The organism is Azospirillum soli, assembly GCF_017876165.1.
Lineage (GTDB): Bacteria > Pseudomonadota > Alphaproteobacteria > Azospirillales > Azospirillaceae > Azospirillum > Azospirillum soli.
In genome coordinates this window covers 233,631-250,142 of sequence record NZ_JAGINQ010000005.1, presented here as the reverse complement: position 1 = coordinate 250,142, position 16,512 = coordinate 233,631, and the positions used below count along the sequence as shown (strand labels likewise).

Genomic DNA, 16,512 nt, shown 5'->3' with positions numbered 1-16,512 from the left:
CATGCGGTTGTTGCATGGCCTCCGTTGTGCGCCGTTGTGCAGATTTCGGAGAATCGGGAATCTGCACAATGGGAAAAAATCGCTGATTACTGTTCCTTATCAGTGGCTTTCGCCGATTTGTTCGTAAGCATCCATTGTGCAGTCGATGCACAACGATGTGTGCACAAACAAACTGGCGAGGCATACCGCACGCGCATGGCGTGCAGCATCATGCAACAGCCGCGCGGGATTTGTTGCATCGGTTTATGGACGAATTTCGGGTGTTGATGGCGCCATCTTAACGGAAACGCCGAAACCAAACAAGAACATGGGGGGGGTGGAAAGGGCTTTCCCATTACGGGAGAAGGCTTTCTTCCGCGTTTCTGTAGTTAAGGGCTTGCATTTCTCCGCATCCGGTGTCTTTTCACGGTGAACCGTCGCCGGAACGAGCCAGGGTGCGATCATGCTGACCCAGAAAGCCAAATACGCGCTGCGTGCGCTGATCATGCTGGCGGAGCGGACGGACGACGAGCTTGTGCTGATCGCCGACATCGCCGAGCGCGAGAACATCCCGCGCAAGTTCCTGGAAGCCATTCTGGTGGAACTGCGCAAGCACGGCCTGCTGTTTGCCAAGCGCGGCAAGAGCGGCGGCTACCGGCTGGCCCGCCCGGCCTCGGACATCACCTTCGGCGAGGTCATCCGCCTGATCGACGGCCATCTCGCTCCAATCCCCTGCGCCAGCCGCTTCGCCTACCGGCCTTGCGAGGACTGCGCGGATCCGGCGACCTGCTCCACCCGTTGGCTGATGATCCAGGCGCGCGACGCGATCGCCGAGGTTCTGGACAACCGCACGCTGACGGATGCGCTCCGCCACCGGATCGCGGTGGGCGAGGCGGCCGCGCACTTCGATATTTGACTATTCCGCGTGTAGCCGCTCGCGGATGGCATTAACCAGCGGCTTCATGTGGAAGACGCTTTCCGGTGATATCTCGACGCGACCGCCGACCGCCTCCACGGCTTCGGCGACGACCGGCCCCACGGCGGCGATGCGCGTGCGGGCAAGGCCGGCTTGGAATTCCGCCTCCAAACCATGGTCGCGGGCGACGTCGCGCAGGCGGCGGACCTGGGGGGAACTGGTGAAGGCCACGAAGTCGATCCGCCCGGCGGCCATCTCGCGGATCGCCGCTTCGACCCGGCCGGTCTCGGCGTCGTTGGCGTAGCGGTAGGGCACCACCGCGTCGGCGGTGGCTCCGGCGGCGGTGATGGCGTTCAGGAGCGGCTCGTTCGGGTTGTCGGGGTAAAGCTGCACGCCGACCGTCCGCCCGGTGAGGTCGAGCGTCTTTAGCGCCTCGATCACGCCGTCCGTGGTGGGGGCGGGGGCGGTGAGGAAAGGCGACAGGCCGAGTTCGCGCAGCGCCCGGACCGGCTTCGGGCCGCGCGTGATGGTGCGCAGACGGCCCAGCGCCTCCACCATCGCGGCGTCGATGCCGAGATTCCTGGCGAGCGCGGTGAGGCGGCGCAGCCCCTCGCCGGTCAGCAGAATCAGGTCGTCGAAGCGGCCGTCGATCAGGCGACGCAGCCACGCCTCCACGGGTGCGGGGTCGTCCACGTCCTCCATGCTGACCATCGGGCAGCGCAGGGTTTCCGCCCCATGCCCTTCCAGCATGCGGGAGAACAGGTCCAGTTCGCGGCTTTCGGGGACCAGGATGCGTCGGCCGGCCAGATCGCCTGTCCCCGCGCGTTCTGCCATGATCGGCGTCTCCGGATCGTGGATGTCGGCGGTCAGCTTAACAGGGCTGCCGCCGGAACGTCAGCGTCCTCTTCCCCGTTGTGGTGGAACAACGGAAGCAAGGGGTTGGGATGAGCGGTGAGGTGAAGGACAACGCGGCGCTCGGCCGCTATGAGCTGGTCGTCGATGGGGCGACCGCCTTCGCGGATTATCGGATGGAGGACGGCCGACGGGTCTTCACCCACACCGAGGTGCCGGAGAGCATGGCCGGAAAGGGCATCGGGTCCGCCCTGGCGCGCGGCGCGCTGGAGGATGCCCGCGCCAAGGGCATGGCGGTGGTGCCGCTCTGCCCCTTCATCGCGGCTTACATCGAGCGGCACCCGGATTATCGGGATCTGGTCGCCGGGACATGATCAGGGCCCGCCGGCTGGCGGCCGGTCTGGCGTGGCTGGCCATGCTGCCGGGGGTGGCCGGTGCCGCCGTGCTGGAGCTGGATTTCGATGCCTACGGCGGCGGGTTGGCGCTCGGCCATGGGACCGTTGCGATCACGGTCGAGGGGAACCGCTACGACGCGCGGCTGCTGGCCGAGGCCAGCTCGTGGCTCGGCCTGTTCACGAACTTCCGCTACGGCGCGGAGGCGTCGGGCGTCATCGGGACGGGAGCCTTGAAGCCGGAGCAATTCCGGGGAGAGCGGCGGCTGCGCCGCAAGTTGGACGTCATGGCCCTGCGCTACACCGCCGAGGGGATCGAGGTGCGGGCCGAACCGCCCATGAGCCCGGAGAAGGCGGCGCGGGTGCCGGTCGAAAGCCGCCGGGGCAGCGCCGATCCGTTGAGCGTCGGGGCCGCTGTGATCCTGGCGGCGGCACGACCGGGGCAGGCCTGCACCGGGACCTATCCGGTCTACGACGGGCGGCGGCGCTATGATGTGATCATGACACCGCGCGGACGGGAGGAATTGCCGCCGTCGCGCTACCGGCTGGCGTCGGGAATGGCGGAGGTCTGTTCGGTCACGCTTCACCCGGTGGCGGGATTCCAGACCGACCGCGACCCGTCGAAGTTCTTCGCCCGCGACACGGACCGGACGGCGACCGTCTGGTTCGCCCCGGCGGGGCCAGGAGGACGGGCCGTTCCGGCGACCGTGGAGGTCGCGATGGACAGCGGCACCGTCCTTGTCCAGGTCGTCGCGGTCAGGGAAAGGCCGTGAGTTAAAGCGGATTTCGATCCGCTTTGGACCGCGACGGCGGTCCCGGCCGCGCGTGCGGCCGAAGCCCGGCCGGCACATGAGGCCATATGAATCTAAAGCGAATAGAAATTCGCTTTAGTTGGAGACGATCTTCCACTGGCCGGCGTCGTCGCGGCAGGCCGTGCCGTTGGCGACTTCCTGGCGGCCGTCGATGGTCACGGTGTGCTGGAATTCCTTGCATTCGCGCCCGTACTGGTCACGGCCGGCGCGGATGGGGGTGATGGTGCCGCTCGTGTTGGAGGAATCGGGGCTGTTCCAGCGGATGGTCTGCCCGACCGGCGCGTTCAGCGCGCGGTTCTCCGCCGACTGCACGGCGTCGCGCGAACCGGGGCTCAGCTGGTCCATCAGATAGCCGCCCGCAAAATAGCCGAGCAGGCCGCCGGCACCGATGGCCAGCAGGTTGCCGGTGCCCTTGCCGATCTGTGAACCGATCAGGGCACCGGCCGCGGCGCCGCCGAGTTTGCCCAGCAGGTCGTTGTCGATTCCCAGCGTCGTATTGTTGTTCTGGGGCACACCGTAGCCGTAGCCGGACTGCGCCATCACCGGCGCGGAAACAAGGGTCAGGCCCAGGCACAGAACCGATGCAAGACGAACCCGAGACACGTTGGCAGCTCCCATTTTGCGATGAAGGCCGCATCCCACCATCACGGCCGAGCCTGAGGTTGGGTCAAATCGGCGACATCGCAAGGGGTAGGGGGCTAGGCCGCGCGGGTAAGACCGTCGATGCCGCCTTTCTCGATCGGACCCCGCTCGATCTGATGGGCGACCGCATCGAGGGTGCCGTGGTGGCGGCGGGACAGGAGGCCGTCGTCGTCCCGGCCGTAGAGGCGGGCGAAGAGGGCGACCGGCAGGCCGGGCTCCGCATACACCTCGACCTCGACGAGGTTGGTGCAGACCGGGCAGGCGGTCATCGGATCGGTGGCTTCGAAGTCGATGCCACCCTCCAGGCACCGCAGGGCGAAGCTCTCCAGGAGAACCGACGCGCTGCCGGCGTGGGGCAGGCGGCGTAACGCGCCGACGACCTCGCGCGGGTGGCCGAAGCCGTCCAGGCGCAGCCCAGCGGCGTGGCGACCGTCGTGGACAACCAGCTTGATCACGGCGATTGCTCCAGTCTCGGGGCCGGGGGATGAGACGGTACCTTGGCCGCACGACCGTTCCACGCGCGCGCCCGCACCCGCATCTGCGCGCGGCAGTCGAAGGAGCAGTAAAGCGGCGCCGGCCCCCGGCGCGAGGTGCGGGCGAAAGGACGACCGCAGCAGGTGCAATGCAGCGGCCGGGCCGAACTGTGCGGGAAATTCATCACCTTGATCACGGCTGTTCCTTGGGTGGCCGCACTATACGGATGCCGTGTTACAGTTTGAGGCTCGGCAACGGCGTTGCCACTTTTGCGCCGGGAATTATCCCGGAGGCTCAGTGGCGGCCTTGTCGCGGCTCCAGGCGAGGCCATTGAGGACGAGGCCGTGTAGGGCGGGATATTGGGGCGGCGGGGTCGGGCATCGCGAAGGGATGGCAGGACTGGTTCCAACGGATGCCCGACGCCAGTGTTGCGGTTGTCTGACGGTTCGAAAATCCGTCTTTGAAACCCCGTCAGGGCATCCGCCGCCATTCGCCGTCGATGACCGACGGGCTGCTGCGGCCGAGATGCTGGTTCAGGATTTCCATGTTCTTGCGGTTGGCCTTCCAGAACACGTCCGCGACGTTGCCGACCACCGGCACCGCGCTGACGACGCTGTCCAGCGCCACGTTGCCGACCATCCGCGCGATGGTCCGGCGCGGCACGCCGAGCCTCCAGGCCTCGCGGATCAGGTAGCCCGACACGGCTGTGGTCACGATGTTACCGACGCCCGGCACCAGGCCGAGCAGCGCGTCGGCGCCGAGCCGGATGTTCGTGCCGGGCACGCGCACGGCGTTGTCCATCGCCCAGGCGAGCCATTCCAACCGCTCATGCGCTTCATACCGCTCGGCGGCGGTGTAGAGCGGGGCTTTCGGTCGGGAATAGCGGGCGTAGCGGGAAGAAAAAGACGCTTCGGTCATACGAACCCTCCAGATGTGGGACGGCTTGTCCGTCCCCGCAGGTGAAGGGCTCCGACATCACGGTCCGCAACCAATGGACCGCCAGAGGGGCCCGGAGCCAACGACGAACAGATGGGGGTGAGGCTTTCCCATACAAGAGGAGGGATTTCGTTTTTATTTCGGCGCGCCATTTCCCGTCGGTGGGTGCGGCGTGCCAATACTCAAGATTTGGCTTTCGTGACGTGCCGTTTGCATGAGCGCCGACCCATGCCCGCCGATCATGACCGGCCTGCTCGCTGTGCGTGCGGGGGGTGGAATTTAACGCGGTCTCGGCTGTTGCGATCGGAAAGGATCAACATGGGATTTCGGGGAAAGGGAACCCGTTGAAACTTCTGATCGTCGAGGACGATCCGTTGATCGGACCGTCGATGAAGGTCGTCCTGCGCCAGTATGGGCACAGCGTCATCGGGCCGGTGCGGACGGCCGCCAAGGCGTTGCGTGTGGTCGAGCGGGGTTCGCTTCGCCCGGATCTGGCGCTGGTGGACTACCATCTGGCCGGCGGCGAGAACGGGTTGAGCCTCGTTCGCGCGTTGAAGGAGCAGCACGGCGTGCCGGCCCTCCTGGTCACCGGTTACGATCATCGGGGGGAGGAGGCGCGCGGAATCGCGCTCGGCTGTCTGGTCAAGCCGTTCCTGCCGGAGGCGCTGGAGCAGGCGGTCGCGGCGGCGGAGGAGGTGCTTGCGGGGCATCGCCCCTCCTTTCCGCCGGCCGCGCTCATTCTGTTCGACCGGCCGCCGCTCGCCGCCTGAGCGGTGCGGCAGCGGCTTGCATCAGGCGGTGCCTGCCGAGAAATCGTCCGACGCGTCGGAGGTTGGGCCGGTGGCGTTCGTATCGCCCCCGACGCCGGAGCCTGTCTGGTCGCCGGAGCCGGTCTCTACGGTTCCGGAAGCGTTTCCTCCGATCAACGAGGCGAGCGTCACTTCGGACAAAGGCTGAATGACCCCACCACCGACCGGCAGCAAGGGCTTGTAGCCGGCGGTTCCATCCACCTCGCCCGGCGTGCCGGCGCCCGCGTTGCCGTCCACGGTCAGGCCGTGTATCTCGACCGCGCGGTCTTCCAGGGTAGCGCTGCCGCTCAGAAGCTGCGCGACGAAAGCATCGCTGTTCGTGAAGGTTTCCGAGAAACGCACGGTGCCGTTTTCATCGGCCACTACGAAATTGTCGCCCGTTCCGCCGTTGTTGCTGCCGCCGTTTCCGCCATCGCTGTTGTCGGTCCCGGTTCCTCCCTGCTGGACGAGCGGCAGCAGGATCGGGCCGATGGCCAGCACGCCTTCCGGTGTTTCGAGGAAGCCGTCGCCGTCGGTGTCGCTCGCCGCCGTGGGGTCGGACGGCGTGCCGTCGGAAAAGCCGTGGATGTGCATCGGGTGCTGTTGACCGGGCTCCAGCCCGGTGGCCGCGACATCGACTTGCAATGAGTCATTGCTCAGCGTGAGCACCGCTATGCCCTTAACCCCGGAATCGTTCTCTGCCGCAATCGGGGCAACGTAGATTTGGTCAGCCATAATGCTCCTCCTGAATTGTCCACGCGACGGCAACAGGAAGAACGCGCGTGCATTCCCGGTCATTGCTCTCCGGAACAGATTCCATAAGTTAATTCTTCAGATTACCCCTATCACTTCGAGCTATAATGCTGGAGAAGGCCGTGGCGTATCGGGGAATTGAGAGGCTGATATTCCCATTTTCTTGTGTTTCTATCCATATTTATTGACGCGGACGACGTATGCCTTCCGAACCGGAAAGCGGAAAGGCGGGATGACTAGCAAAACGGCGCTTTCAAACCTCCGCCGACGGCGGGAGAACCGGATGACGTATGCCTCCTGCGCGCTTGCCCCCTTGTCGAAGTGCGTATCCGCCGCCGGCATCGAATCAGAGGAAAGGAAATATTGACCGCGCGAATGCGGAAAATAATCGGCTTTTCCAGCTTGGATTATGCCTTGTGGAACCAACAACGACCAAGAATGTGGCCTGTTTGATCCACGGCGGCGCCCGGTGAACGAAAATGCCGTCGAGGTGCTGCCTTTCGTTCAAACTCTCCAAAATCATGTCAGGAGGCCTGGAATGCCAGACCAGATTTACGTTGCTACTTTGCAATCAGCAACGGGCACGGGCGGCACAGGAGGGACGGGCGGTACGGGAGGAACCGGCGGAACAGGCACCTCGAACGAATCCGCCAACACGGGCATTGCCATTGTCACGCAGTCCGCCGATCAGCTCACGGTGGATATGGTGGTAACCGGGCTGACGCCTGGGACGGATTACGACACCGACCTCGTCGGTCTGTTAACCGGAACCGGCGGTACAGGTGGTACCGGAACCGGTGGAACGGGCGGTACCGGGGGCACGGGCGGAACGGGTGGTACCGGTGGCACAGGCGGTACTGGTGGCACCGGAACAGGCGGTACCGGCACCGGCGGATCCACGGGAACGGATGGATCCACGGGCACCGGCGGGACTGGCGGGACCGGCAGCGGAAGTTCAAGCACCGTCGATCTGTCCACCCTTCAAGACGCGCTCGGCGGCATCGTCATCAATCTTGAAAATTTCGCGAGTGACACCGGAACCGGCGGGACGGGCGGTACTGGAACCGGCGGGACCGGCGGTACCGGGGGCACGGGCGGCACTGGTGGCACAGGCGGTACTGGTGGTACCGGAACGGGCGGAACCGGCACTGGTGGGTCCACGGGAACGGATGGATCCACCGGCGGGACCGGCTCGTCGAACCAGGGCGTTGCCGACGAGAACGGCACTGTGCATTTCTCGACGACGATCTCCTTGAACGACAGCGGGTCCGACGCACAGGCACTCTTGAACGCGCTGCTGTCGTTGGACCAGCGCGCCATCGCGGTCGAGGAAACCGGGACGGACACCGGCGGCACCGGCGGCCTGCTGTCCGACGTCGTGGCCTTCGGCGTGCTTCATCCGCTCGGCAGCACGGTGGCCGGCGGGACGGATGGGACGACCGGCGGTACAGGCGGCACGGGTGGAACCGGCGGCACGACCGACACCGGTGGTACGGGTACGGGCGGAACGGGGACTGGCGGCACCGGCACGACCGGTTCGACCGGAACCGGTGGCACGGACACCGGCACCGGCGGCACCGGCACGGGCGGCACGGGCACGTCGGGTTCGACCGGCACGACGACCACAGACGGAAGCGGCGGTGCCACAGCACCGCAGGCATTCCACCTCGCCGACGACTTCAGCGCCGGCCACTGAGGCAGATGACGGGAGGGGCGGGCCGGCATCGTTCGGCCCGCCCTTCGCCGGTTTCTCCCGCCGAGCTTTCCCGCGGCAACCCGGCATAAGGGCATCGGATGAAGGACACCGTGATCCAACAGGCGCTCGCGTCCTGCCGCAGCGCCTTCGTCATCGTCACAGCCTTCAGCTTCGGCGTGAATGCGTTGGCGCTCGCTTCCCCGCTCTATATGCTGCAACTCTACAACCGCGTGCTGCCCAGCCGCAGCACCGACACGTTGATCCTTCTGGCGCTGATCGTGGTCGCCGCCCTGGCGGTGCTGAGCGCGCTGGAGGGGCTGCGCCGGCAGATGCTGTCGGGCATGGCCGACTGGCTTCAGGACCGCACCGGGCCGGCGGTTCTGGAAAACGGGCTGCGGCAGGCGCTGCACGGGAACACGCTGAGCGGGCAGGGGCTCCAGGACTTGGCGACGCTGCGCGGCTTTCTCGGCGGGGGAGGGGTGATTCCGCTGCTCGACGCGCCATGGACGCCGATCTTCCTGCTGGCGCTGTTCGTCCTGAATCCTCTGCTGGGCATGATCGGCGTGGCCGGCGCCGTGATCCTGTTCGGGCTGGCGTTGCTGAACGAGATGGCCACGCGGGGCGCCCTGCAACGGGCCGCCGCCGCCGAGATGGCGGTGGCCGAGCGCACCGGCGCCAGCCTGCGCAACGCCGAGGTCGTCCGCGCGCTGGGCATGGAGGACGGGGTCATCCGCCGCTGGCGCCTGGACGGCCGCGCGGCGCAAGACGCCCTGGAGCGTGCGGGGCGCCGGCAGACGATCATCTTCGCGCTGTCACGCTTCGCCCGCACCGGCATCCAGGCGATCATCATGGGGGCGGCGGCGTGGCTGGCCATCCATCAGAACGCCACGGCGGGCACGATCTTCGCCTCGTCCTTCCTGTTGAGCCGGGCGCTCGCCCCGGTGGAGAACGCCATCGGCACCTGGAAGTCGCTGGTGACGGCGCGCGCCGCCTACCGCCGCCTGCGCGAGGGGCTGGCGCGCTTTCCGGCGCGCCGGGGAAGCATCGCGCTGCCCGAACCGGTCGGGGACCTGGAGGTCGAGCAGCTTTCCTTCGTCCCGCCGGGCAGCACCCGGCTGACGCTTCGCAACGTGTCCTTCCGCCTGTCGGCGGGGCAGGTGCTGGTGATCGTCGGGCCGTCGGGTGCCGGGAAATCGACGCTCGCCCGTCTGATCGCCGGAGCCTGGGTGCCCGGCGCCGGGGCCGTGCGGATGGACGGTGCCGACATCGCGAGTTGGCTCGATTCCGGCGGATCCTGCTATCTCGGCTATCTGCCGCAGGACATCGAGCTGTTCACCGGCACCGTGCGCGACAACATCGCCCGCCTGCGCCGGCCCGACGAGACCGACCCGCGCGAGTTGATCCGGGTGGCGAAGCTGGCCGGGCTGCACGAAACCATCCTGCGCCTGCCCCAGGGCTACGACACGGAGATCGGTGACGGCGGCGTTCGGCTGTCCGGCGGGCAACGGCAGAGGTTGGGCCTTGCCCGCGCCATGTACGGCGGGCCGAAGCTGGTCGTGCTGGACGAGCCGAACTCCAGCCTCGACACGGCGGGCGAAGAGGCGTTGCTGGACGCCATCCGCCAGATGCGCGAGGACGGCACCACGGTGGTCGTGGTGACCCACCGGCCGAGCATCCTGGGCATCGCCGACCGCATCATGGCGCTGCGCGACGGCGTGATGGAGGTCTACGGCCAGCGCAACGAGCTGATCGCGCGGCTCAATTCCGCCCAGGCGACCGCGTCCGCGGCCACGCCGGCCGCCGCGCACAACGCCGCCCAGAACGCAGCCGCCCAGCGGCGCCAGAGCTGACACCAGAGTTGATAGGGGCTCCATGACTCTGATCATCGATCACCGGCCGGATCCGGATCTGCCGCCGATCTCCACGACTCCGTTGCCGCGCGTGCGCCGGGCGGCCGTCGCCGGTTCCCTGCTGGTCGGGGTGTTCGTGGTCGGCCTCGGCGTCTGGTCGGCCTACGCACCGCTGGCCAGCGCGGCGCTCGCGCCCGGCGTGGTCGAGCCGGAGAGCAAGCGCAAAACCGTCCAGCATTTCGAAGGCGGCATCGTCTCCGCCATCATGGTCCACGACGGCGAGGCGGTGACGCCCGGCCAGACGCTGGTCCGGCTGGAGGACACGCGGGCGCGGACGACGCTGTCGGCGCTCCAGGGCCAACTGTGGGACGCGCTCGCCCGCGAGGCGCGGCTGCTGGCCGAGCAGGCCGGCGATGCTTCCATCATCGTGCCGGAGGCGCTGGGCGTGCGGCGCGATGATCCCGTGACGGGGCCGGTCGTGGCCCGCATTCTGGAGGGGCAGTGGCGGATCTTCCAGACACGCCGCTCGCTGCTGGAATCCAAGACCACGCAGTACCGCCAGCGCATCGAGCAGACCCACGCCGAGATCCGGGGCCTGAACGCCGAACAGGTGAGCATCGACCGCCGCATCGAACTGGCGAAGGAGGAGATCGCCGCCGTCCAGCCGCTGGTGGACAAGGGGCTGGAGCGGCGCACGCGCATCCTCGGCCTGGAGCGGCTGAAGGCCGAACTGGAAGGCCAGCGCGGCGAAGCCATCGCCGGGGTCGCCCGCTCGCAGCGGGTGATCGCGGAGGCGGAAACGGCGATTCTCGATGTGCAGAACGACCATCTGAACGGCGTGGCCGAGCAGTTGCGCGAGACGCAGCAGCAAATCCACGACCTGACCGAACGCATCCAGGCGGCCACCGACACGCTGACCCGCACCGAGGTCAAGGCGCCGGAGGCGGGCGTGGTCACCGACCTGCGCATCCACACGCCGGGCGGGGTGATCGGCGCCGGGGAGCCTCTGCTCGACCTCGTGCCCGAGGAGGATCGGCTAACCGTGCGCGTGCAGCTTCGCCCCGAGGATGTGGACGCCGTCCATGTCGGGCTGCCGGCCGAGGTGCGGTTGCTGCCGGCGCGTGGACACCCGACCGACCCGGTGGGCGGTACCGTCTCCTACGTTTCGGCCGACCGGCTGACCGACAAGGTGACGGGGCAGGGCTATTATTCCGGCTACATCCGGTTGCAGGAGGAGGATCTGGGCAAGCTCGACGGTCTGGTGCCGCTGCCCGGCATGCCGGCGGAAGTGATGATCCGGACGGGCGAGACCACCGTGGCGCTCTACGCGCTCACCCCCGTTCTCGACAGCTTCCGCCGCGCCTTCCGCGAGCGTTAGGGCGTTTTCGGGCAAGCTTTGAAGGAGGTGACGGTCTGAGCGGCCCCACCTCCCCCTTACTCACCTTCCGTACCGGATCAGGCCGGCGCGTAGCCGACGGTTCCCTTGATCTCCAGGAACTCTTCCAGGCCGAAATCGGCGTATTCGCGCCCGTTGCCGGACTGCTTGTAGCCGCCGAACGGCGCGCCGGCGTCCCAGGCCGGATAATTGATGTAGACGTTCCCGCTGCGCATCTGCGCCGCCACCTTGCGGGCACGCTCAAGCGAGCCGGACTGGACGTAGGAGGCGAGGCCATAGGGCGTGTCGTTGGCGCGCCGGATCGCCTCCTCCTCGCTGCCGTAGGGGAGGATCGCCAGCACCGGGCCGAAGATTTCCTCACGCGCGATGGTCATGTCGTCTGTGACGTTGGCGAAGACCGTCGGCCGGACATAATAGCCGCGGTTCAGCCCTTCGGGACGGCCGGGACCGCCGGTCACAAGGTCGGCGCCCTCCGCGATGCCGGTTTCGATCAGACGCTGGATCTTGTCGTACTGGACCTGACTGACGACCGGGCCGAGCCGGGTGTCGGATTCGGACGGCGCGCCGACCTTCAGCCGTTCGGCCGTGGTCCTGGCGACCGCCACCGCCTGCTCGTGGAGCGCCGCCGGCACGAACATCCGGGTCGGCGCGTTGCAGGACTGGCCGCTGTTGCTCATGCAGCCTTCGACGCCCAGCTTCACGGCGCGGTTGAGGTCGGCATCGTCCAGGATGATGTTGGCGGACTTGCCGCCCAGTTCCTGGTGCACGCGCTTGACCGTGTCGACCGCCGCCTTGGCGACGAGGATGCCGGCCCGCGTCGATCCGGTGAAGGACACCATATCGACCTCGGGATGGCGGGCGATGGCCTCGCCCACCGTCGGGCCGTCGCCGTTGACGAGGTTGAACACGCCCTTCGGCACCCCGGCCTCATGCATGACCTCGGCGAAGAGAATGGCGTTGAGCGGGGCGATCTCGCTCGGCTTCAGAACCATGGTGCAGCCGGCGGCGAGGGCCGGGGCGACCTTGCACATGATCTGGTTGATCGGCCAGTTCCACGGCGTGATCATGCCGACGACGCCGATCGGCTCCTTGCTGATCAGGGTCGAGCCGCGCAACTCCTCGAACGCGAACCCTTCCAGCGTTTCGATCATCTTGGAGAGATGGGCGGTTCCCATCGCAGCCTGCGAGCGGTGGGCCAGCGTCTTCGGCGCGCCCATCTCGCGCGACAGGACGTCCGCGAACTCGTCGTAGCGCGCCTTGTAGCAGTCCAGCAGGCGTCGCATCAGGGCGAGCCGCTCCTCGCGCGACGTCGCGGCGAAGGCCGGAAAGGCGGTGCGGGCGGCGGCGACCGCCCGGTCGACGTCGGCCGACGTGCCCATCGCAATGGTAGCGAAGGGTTCCTCCGTCGCCGGATCGATCACGTCGAGAGTCGCGCCGCCCGCCGGGGCGGTCGCCGGATCGACCACCGGATCGACCCAGGAGCCGTCGATGTAGAATTTCAGGCTGTTCGGCATCGGTGCCTCGTGTTCGTGCGGTGGGTGTTCATGCGGGTGGGGGAGGGGCGGCATCTTGCCTTGCGGTGGACGGTCGATCAACCGGGAGCCAACCGCGAGCAGGGCAGCCATGACGAAGGAACCGCCCCGGCCCGGCGCCCTCCGTTTGTTGAACCCTTGAAAGAATCGGTGGAAAGGTCATATAAGGCCCACTGCCGGTGAACCCGCGGGGGATCGGCGACACACTTCCCGGCGATGCGGTTGTTGAGCCGTTCTTCGGCGAGCAACGTAAATCCCTTTCCGCATCATTGTCTTTCAACCCCAGAATTCACGGTTGCGGCGCCCTCATGCTGGTCATGTCGGGTGCGCCCGCCCTCCTCCCCGGCCGGACGCCGGGTGGCTGCCTCGACATCTCCCCAATGTCCTGGCGCCGCCGGCAGACCGGGGAGGTCCACCCCATGCGCATCGACGAACGATGCACGCCCGTCCGGCAGCGTTGAATGCCGGCAGTCTATGACTGAACTGTAGGTAGTATGCCTTTTGAACCGAAGCGGCGCCGCATGGCGTCGAAGGGCGGATTCCGCCCGAAGCAGAACCGCCCGACCGCCCCCCGTAAGGTTCGGGGACCCGTGCCGGGCAATGATGAAATCCTGTTCCTTCCGCTGGGCGGCTGTTCGCGGATCGGCATGAACATGGCGCTCTACGGTCATGCCGGAAAATGGCTGATCGTGGACGCCGGCGTCGCCTTCATGGGCGACGAGGCGCCGGGCATCGACAGCCTGATGGCCGATCCGACCTTCATCGAGGAGCGGATGGAGGACGTGGTCGGGCTGGTCGTGACCCACGCCCACGAGGATCACATCGGTGCCATCCACCATCTGTGGCCGCGCCTGAAGTGCCCGATCTACGCCACCCCCTTCGCCGCGCACGTCATCCGTGACCGCTTCAAGGAAAAGGGCACGCTGCGCGAGGCCCGGATCCGCGTGTTCGAGGTCGGCGCGTCCTTCCCGGTCGGCCCGTTCAAGGTGCAGTCCATCGCCATGACCCACTCGATCCCCGAGCCGGTCTCCCTGGCGATCCACACCCCGGCGGGCACGGTGCTGCACACCGGCGACTGGAAGTTCGATCCCAACCCGCTGGTCGGCGAGACCGCCGACATCGCCGCGCTGAAGCGCCTGGGCGACCAGGGCGTGCTGGCGATGCTGTGCGACAGCACCAACGCCAACGTGGACGGCTCCACCGGGTCGGAGGCGGACGCCCGCGCCGGCCTGATGCAGGCCTTCGCAGGCCGCAAGGGAGCCATCGCGGTGACCGGCTTCGCGTCCAACGTGGCGCGCATGAAGGCGGTCGTCGAGGCCGCCGCCGCCAACGACCGCAAGGTCGTGCTGGTCGGCCGGTCCATGCTGCGCATGGAGAAGGCGGCGCGCGACAGCGGCTATCTGGGCGACCTGCCGGAGTTCATGAGCGTGCAGGAAGCGTCCTGGACCCCGCGCCGGAACCTCGTGTTCCTGTGCACCGGCAGCCAGGGCGAGGAGCGCGCGGCGCTGAGCCGTCTGGCCCGCGACGGCCACCGCGACCTGTGGCTGGAGGGCGGCGACACGGTCATCTTCTCGGCCCGCGCCATCCCCGGCAACGAGGAGGTTCTGGCCGACGTGCAGAACCATCTGAAGGCCAAGGGGGTCGAGGTGGTGACACCGGCCGACGCGCCGGTCCACGTCTCCGGCCACCCGAAGCGGGACGACCTGATCCGCATGTACGACCTGATCCGTCCGCGCTTCGCCGTGCCGGTGCACGGCACGCTGGAGCATCTGGAGGCCCACGCCCGCCTCGCCCGCGCCTGCGGCGTGGAGCGCGCGGTGGTTCCGGAGGACGGCGACATCATCCGCCTGTCCCGCGACGGTGCCTCGGTGGTCGGCCGGATCGAGCCGCTCCGCCTCGCCAACAACGGGCGGGAGTTGATCCCGTGGACAGGCCTTGACGCCGAAGAGGCGGAAGAGGATGTCCAGGAACGCATGGCGGCCTAGCGGACGGTTCAGGAACCGGACATCCCATTCGAACGTAGGATCCTTTAAGGGGGGATCGTACCGATCCGTCCCCATGCAAAAGGCCGCCCGACCCGGTTATAATGACCGGGGCGGGCACAGCCTGCCATTTGATTTCCGGAGCGTAGCCCATGGCTGGATATCCCGCCGACCGGCTTTCCTTTCCCGACATGCTCGATCCGGTGCTGGAAGCGCCGGAGGGCGACGACGAGGCGCTTGAGGCCGCCATCAACGAGGTGGCCGAGGCGCTCGCCGACAGCGGGACCCTGATCGTGGACGCCCTGGGCCGCCCGGCGCACGGCATCACCGACGAGGAGGCCGTCCTCGGCCTGATCGACACCTACATCCGCGTGCTCCTGCACCTCGGCGAGGTCGAGGAGGCCGCGGAATTGGGCGAGGTCATCGAACGCGTCGACCGCTTCCGCAGGCGGCGTGAACGCTCCCTCTCCAGGGGCCGGAAGGGGGATCGCTGATCGGCCTGCTGATCGGCCATTGAGCCCCGCCTTTCCTTTTCGCGGAAACACCAGCGGTGACTGGACCAGCGTTGATTGGGTGCCGGCTGGCGGTTTGAAGGACCGAAAGAGCGGCAACGCCCCGTATTGGGTACGTCGCAAAGAGTACGGAGCGGGTACCGCCCACCGCTGTTCCGCCGAGGGGGCGAGGGACAAAAGGGCAGGGGCGGCGATGCGGGTTGCGGGCGTGGCGATGATGTTCGGGGCCTTGGCCCTGCTGGTGGTGGTGGTCGCCTACGATCCGACGCCGACCCGTGTCGTGGTGGCGGCGCTGTGCTGCACCGTCGCGGGCTTCTACACCGGCCGGCGGCGCTGACCGATCGGCATAAGGCGTGCGAGACGATGACATGGAGGGCGAGGACGGGTGTTGTCCGGTCAGTCCCTGAGACGGGGCTGCTTGTCTGTCATGGAACATTCTCCCGGACCAGAAACCTCGTTCAACCTCGGGCCGGCCGTTCATTGCGGCCGGCCTGATTTCTTTGCGAAAGGCCGGTGACATGAGCCCGAATCCCGACCTTCCGCCCTCAGGACGGCTGACCTGGGCGGGCGTCTGGCTCGGCCTGTCGCTCGGCGGGTTCTTCGACGGAATCATGCTGCATCAGGTGCTGCAATGGCACCACATGCTGACCTCCGTCCCGGATCCGGCGGTGCGGGACGACATCACCCTGAACACCTTCGCCGACGGACTTTTCCATGTCGCCTGCTGGCTGTTCCTGGTGATCGGGCTTTGGGTGCTGTGGCGAGCGCGCGGCGAGTTCGGCGCGCTTCATTGGGCGCGGACCTTCGTCGGGGGCATTCTGATCGGCGCGGGAGCGTTCAACCTGATTGAAGGGTTGGTCAACCACCAGATCCTGGGCATTCACCATGTCCGCACGGGTAGCCCGAACGAACTGCTGTGGGACCTTGGCTTCCTGGCGTCCGGAGTGGTGCTGATCGGCGTGGGATGGAGCGTCCGCCCGCGCCGCCGCTTATGAACGGC

The 16,512-nt window shown here is 67.5% G+C and carries 17 protein-coding genes; 11 read left to right on the top strand and 6 right to left on the bottom strand.

From position 1 onward, the window contains the following. Positions 1 to 442 precede the first annotated feature (442 nt). The gene (locus J2852_RS10845) at positions 443 to 895 is read left to right on the top strand and encodes an RrF2 family transcriptional regulator (RefSeq protein WP_209875174.1); all 453 of its coding nucleotides are present in this window, start codon (positions 443 to 445) and stop codon (positions 893 to 895) included. On the opposite strand, the gene J2852_RS10840 is transcribed toward J2852_RS10845, so the two are convergent. Next, on the bottom strand, positions 896 to 1,729 hold the full coding sequence (locus J2852_RS10840; protein ID WP_209875171.1) for a uroporphyrinogen-III synthase: 834 nt from the start codon (positions 1,727 to 1,729) through the stop codon (positions 896 to 898). It lies immediately after the preceding gene. A 110-nt stretch (positions 1,730 to 1,839) separates the two neighbouring features. Here J2852_RS10840 and J2852_RS10835 point away from each other — a divergent pair, with 110 nt between their 5' ends. Both J2852_RS10835 and J2852_RS10830 read left to right on the top strand, forming a co-directional pair. Then, positions 1,840 to 2,121 (top strand): GNAT family N-acetyltransferase, encoded by a 282-nt coding sequence (locus J2852_RS10835; RefSeq protein ID WP_209875168.1) that lies wholly within the window; start codon positions 1,840 to 1,842, stop codon positions 2,119 to 2,121. Beyond that, positions 2,118 to 2,912: a DUF3108 domain-containing protein gene (locus tag J2852_RS10830; protein ID WP_211112186.1), complete on the top strand. Its 795-nt coding sequence runs from the start codon at positions 2,118 to 2,120 to the stop codon at positions 2,910 to 2,912. The genes J2852_RS10835 and J2852_RS10830 overlap by 4 nt, the downstream gene beginning before the upstream one ends. A 114-nt stretch (positions 2,913 to 3,026) precedes the next feature. On the opposite strand, the gene J2852_RS10825 is transcribed toward J2852_RS10830, so the two are convergent. The 3 genes from J2852_RS10825 to J2852_RS10815 form a co-directional block, all read right to left on the bottom strand. Beyond that, positions 3,027 to 3,554, bottom strand: a complete 528-nt coding sequence (locus J2852_RS10825; protein ID WP_343206718.1) for an RT0821/Lpp0805 family surface protein — start codon at positions 3,552 to 3,554, stop codon at positions 3,027 to 3,029. Positions 3,555 to 3,649: 95 nt separating this feature from the next. Beyond that, positions 3,650 to 4,048: a hypothetical protein gene (locus tag J2852_RS10820; protein WP_209875162.1), complete on the bottom strand. Its 399-nt coding sequence runs from the start codon at positions 4,046 to 4,048 to the stop codon at positions 3,650 to 3,652. A 490-nt stretch (positions 4,049 to 4,538) separates the two neighbouring features. Next, complete coding sequence (locus tag J2852_RS10815; protein WP_209875159.1) at positions 4,539 to 4,985, bottom strand: DUF4112 domain-containing protein; 447 nt, start codon at positions 4,983 to 4,985, stop codon at positions 4,539 to 4,541. A 362-nt stretch (positions 4,986 to 5,347) separates the two neighbouring features. Here J2852_RS10815 and J2852_RS32015 point away from each other — a divergent pair, with 362 nt between their 5' ends. After that, complete coding sequence (locus J2852_RS32015; RefSeq protein ID WP_209875156.1) at positions 5,348 to 5,773, top strand: response regulator; 426 nt, start codon at positions 5,348 to 5,350, stop codon at positions 5,771 to 5,773. Between the two features lie 21 nt (positions 5,774 to 5,794). Here the strand turns inward: J2852_RS32015 and J2852_RS10805 are convergent, their stop codons facing one another. Then, a complete protein-coding gene (locus J2852_RS10805) occupies positions 5,795 to 6,526 on the bottom strand; it encodes a hypothetical protein (RefSeq protein ID WP_209875153.1) in 732 nt (243 codons plus the stop codon). 556 nt (positions 6,527 to 7,082) lie between these two features. Here J2852_RS10805 and J2852_RS32010 point away from each other — a divergent pair. The 3 genes from J2852_RS32010 to J2852_RS10790 all read left to right on the top strand — a co-directional run bounded on the left by J2852_RS32010 (position 7,083) and on the right by J2852_RS10790 (position 11,468). Beyond that, the gene (locus tag J2852_RS32010) at positions 7,083 to 8,240 is read left to right on the top strand and encodes a hypothetical protein (RefSeq protein WP_209875151.1); all 1,158 of its coding nucleotides are present in this window, start codon (positions 7,083 to 7,085) and stop codon (positions 8,238 to 8,240) included. 98 nt (positions 8,241 to 8,338) lie between these two features. Next, on the top strand, positions 8,339 to 10,090 hold the full coding sequence (locus J2852_RS10795) for a type I secretion system permease/ATPase (RefSeq protein ID WP_209875148.1): 1,752 nt from the start codon (positions 8,339 to 8,341) through the stop codon (positions 10,088 to 10,090). A gap of 22 nt (positions 10,091 to 10,112) precedes the next feature. Continuing rightward, on the top strand, positions 10,113 to 11,468 hold the full coding sequence (locus tag J2852_RS10790) for an HlyD family type I secretion periplasmic adaptor subunit (RefSeq protein WP_209875145.1): 1,356 nt from the start codon (positions 10,113 to 10,115) through the stop codon (positions 11,466 to 11,468). Between the two features lie 77 nt (positions 11,469 to 11,545). On the opposite strand, the gene J2852_RS10785 is transcribed toward J2852_RS10790, so the two are convergent. Next, positions 11,546 to 13,000 (bottom strand): aldehyde dehydrogenase family protein, encoded by a 1,455-nt coding sequence (locus tag J2852_RS10785; protein ID WP_209875142.1) that lies wholly within the window; start codon positions 12,998 to 13,000, stop codon positions 11,546 to 11,548. A 539-nt stretch (positions 13,001 to 13,539) separates the two neighbouring features. On the opposite strand from J2852_RS10785, the gene J2852_RS10780 reads away from it, so the two are divergent. The 4 genes from J2852_RS10780 (at position 13,540) to J2852_RS10765 (ending at position 16,507) form a co-directional block, all read left to right on the top strand. Further along, complete coding sequence (locus tag J2852_RS10780; protein ID WP_246499481.1) at positions 13,540 to 15,003, top strand: ribonuclease J; 1,464 nt, start codon at positions 13,540 to 13,542, stop codon at positions 15,001 to 15,003. Between the two features lie 149 nt (positions 15,004 to 15,152). Then, positions 15,153 to 15,494 carry a hypothetical protein gene (locus tag J2852_RS10775; RefSeq protein WP_209875137.1) on the top strand — a complete coding sequence of 114 codons (342 nt, stop codon included), beginning with the start codon at positions 15,153 to 15,155 and terminating at the stop codon, positions 15,492 to 15,494. Between the two features lie 211 nt (positions 15,495 to 15,705). Beyond that, positions 15,706 to 15,849, top strand: a complete 144-nt coding sequence (locus tag J2852_RS10770) for a hypothetical protein (protein WP_209875134.1) — start codon at positions 15,706 to 15,708, stop codon at positions 15,847 to 15,849. Between the two features lie 181 nt (positions 15,850 to 16,030). Beyond that, entirely contained in the window at positions 16,031 to 16,507 is a 477-nt protein-coding gene (locus tag J2852_RS10765) for a DUF2243 domain-containing protein (protein WP_209875132.1), read from the top strand. Positions 16,508 to 16,512 lie beyond the last annotated feature (5 nt).

Bases quoted from the DNA above. Each gene is read 5' to 3' on its own strand.
- J2852_RS10815 (WP_209875159.1), bottom strand. From the start codon at position 4,985: ATGACCGAAGCGTCTTTTTCTTCCCGCTACGCCCGCTATTCCCGACCG.
- J2852_RS10830 (WP_211112186.1), top strand. From the start codon at position 2,118: ATGATCAGGGCCCGCCGGCTGGCGGCCGGTCTGGCGTGGCTGGCCATG.
- J2852_RS10780 (WP_246499481.1), top strand. From the start codon at position 13,540: ATGGCGTCGAAGGGCGGATTCCGCCCGAAGCAGAACCGCCCGACCGCC.
- J2852_RS10775 (WP_209875137.1), top strand. From the start codon at position 15,153: ATGGCTGGATATCCCGCCGACCGGCTTTCCTTTCCCGACATGCTCGAT.
- J2852_RS10840 (WP_209875171.1), bottom strand. From the start codon at position 1,729: ATGGCAGAACGCGCGGGGACAGGCGATCTGGCCGGCCGACGCATCCTG.
- J2852_RS10835 (WP_209875168.1), top strand. From the start codon at position 1,840: ATGAGCGGTGAGGTGAAGGACAACGCGGCGCTCGGCCGCTATGAGCTG.
- J2852_RS10795 (WP_209875148.1), top strand. From the start codon at position 8,339: ATGAAGGACACCGTGATCCAACAGGCGCTCGCGTCCTGCCGCAGCGCC.
- J2852_RS10790 (WP_209875145.1), top strand. From the start codon at position 10,113: ATGACTCTGATCATCGATCACCGGCCGGATCCGGATCTGCCGCCGATC.
- J2852_RS10785 (WP_209875142.1), bottom strand. From the start codon at position 13,000: ATGCCGAACAGCCTGAAATTCTACATCGACGGCTCCTGGGTCGATCCG.
- J2852_RS10770 (WP_209875134.1), top strand. From the start codon at position 15,706: ATGCGGGTTGCGGGCGTGGCGATGATGTTCGGGGCCTTGGCCCTGCTG.
- J2852_RS10845 (WP_209875174.1), top strand. From the start codon at position 443: ATGCTGACCCAGAAAGCCAAATACGCGCTGCGTGCGCTGATCATGCTG.
- J2852_RS10805 (WP_209875153.1), bottom strand. From the start codon at position 6,526: ATGGCTGACCAAATCTACGTTGCCCCGATTGCGGCAGAGAACGATTCC.
- J2852_RS32010 (WP_209875151.1), top strand. From the start codon at position 7,083: ATGCCAGACCAGATTTACGTTGCTACTTTGCAATCAGCAACGGGCACG.
- J2852_RS10765 (WP_209875132.1), top strand. From the start codon at position 16,031: ATGAGCCCGAATCCCGACCTTCCGCCCTCAGGACGGCTGACCTGGGCG.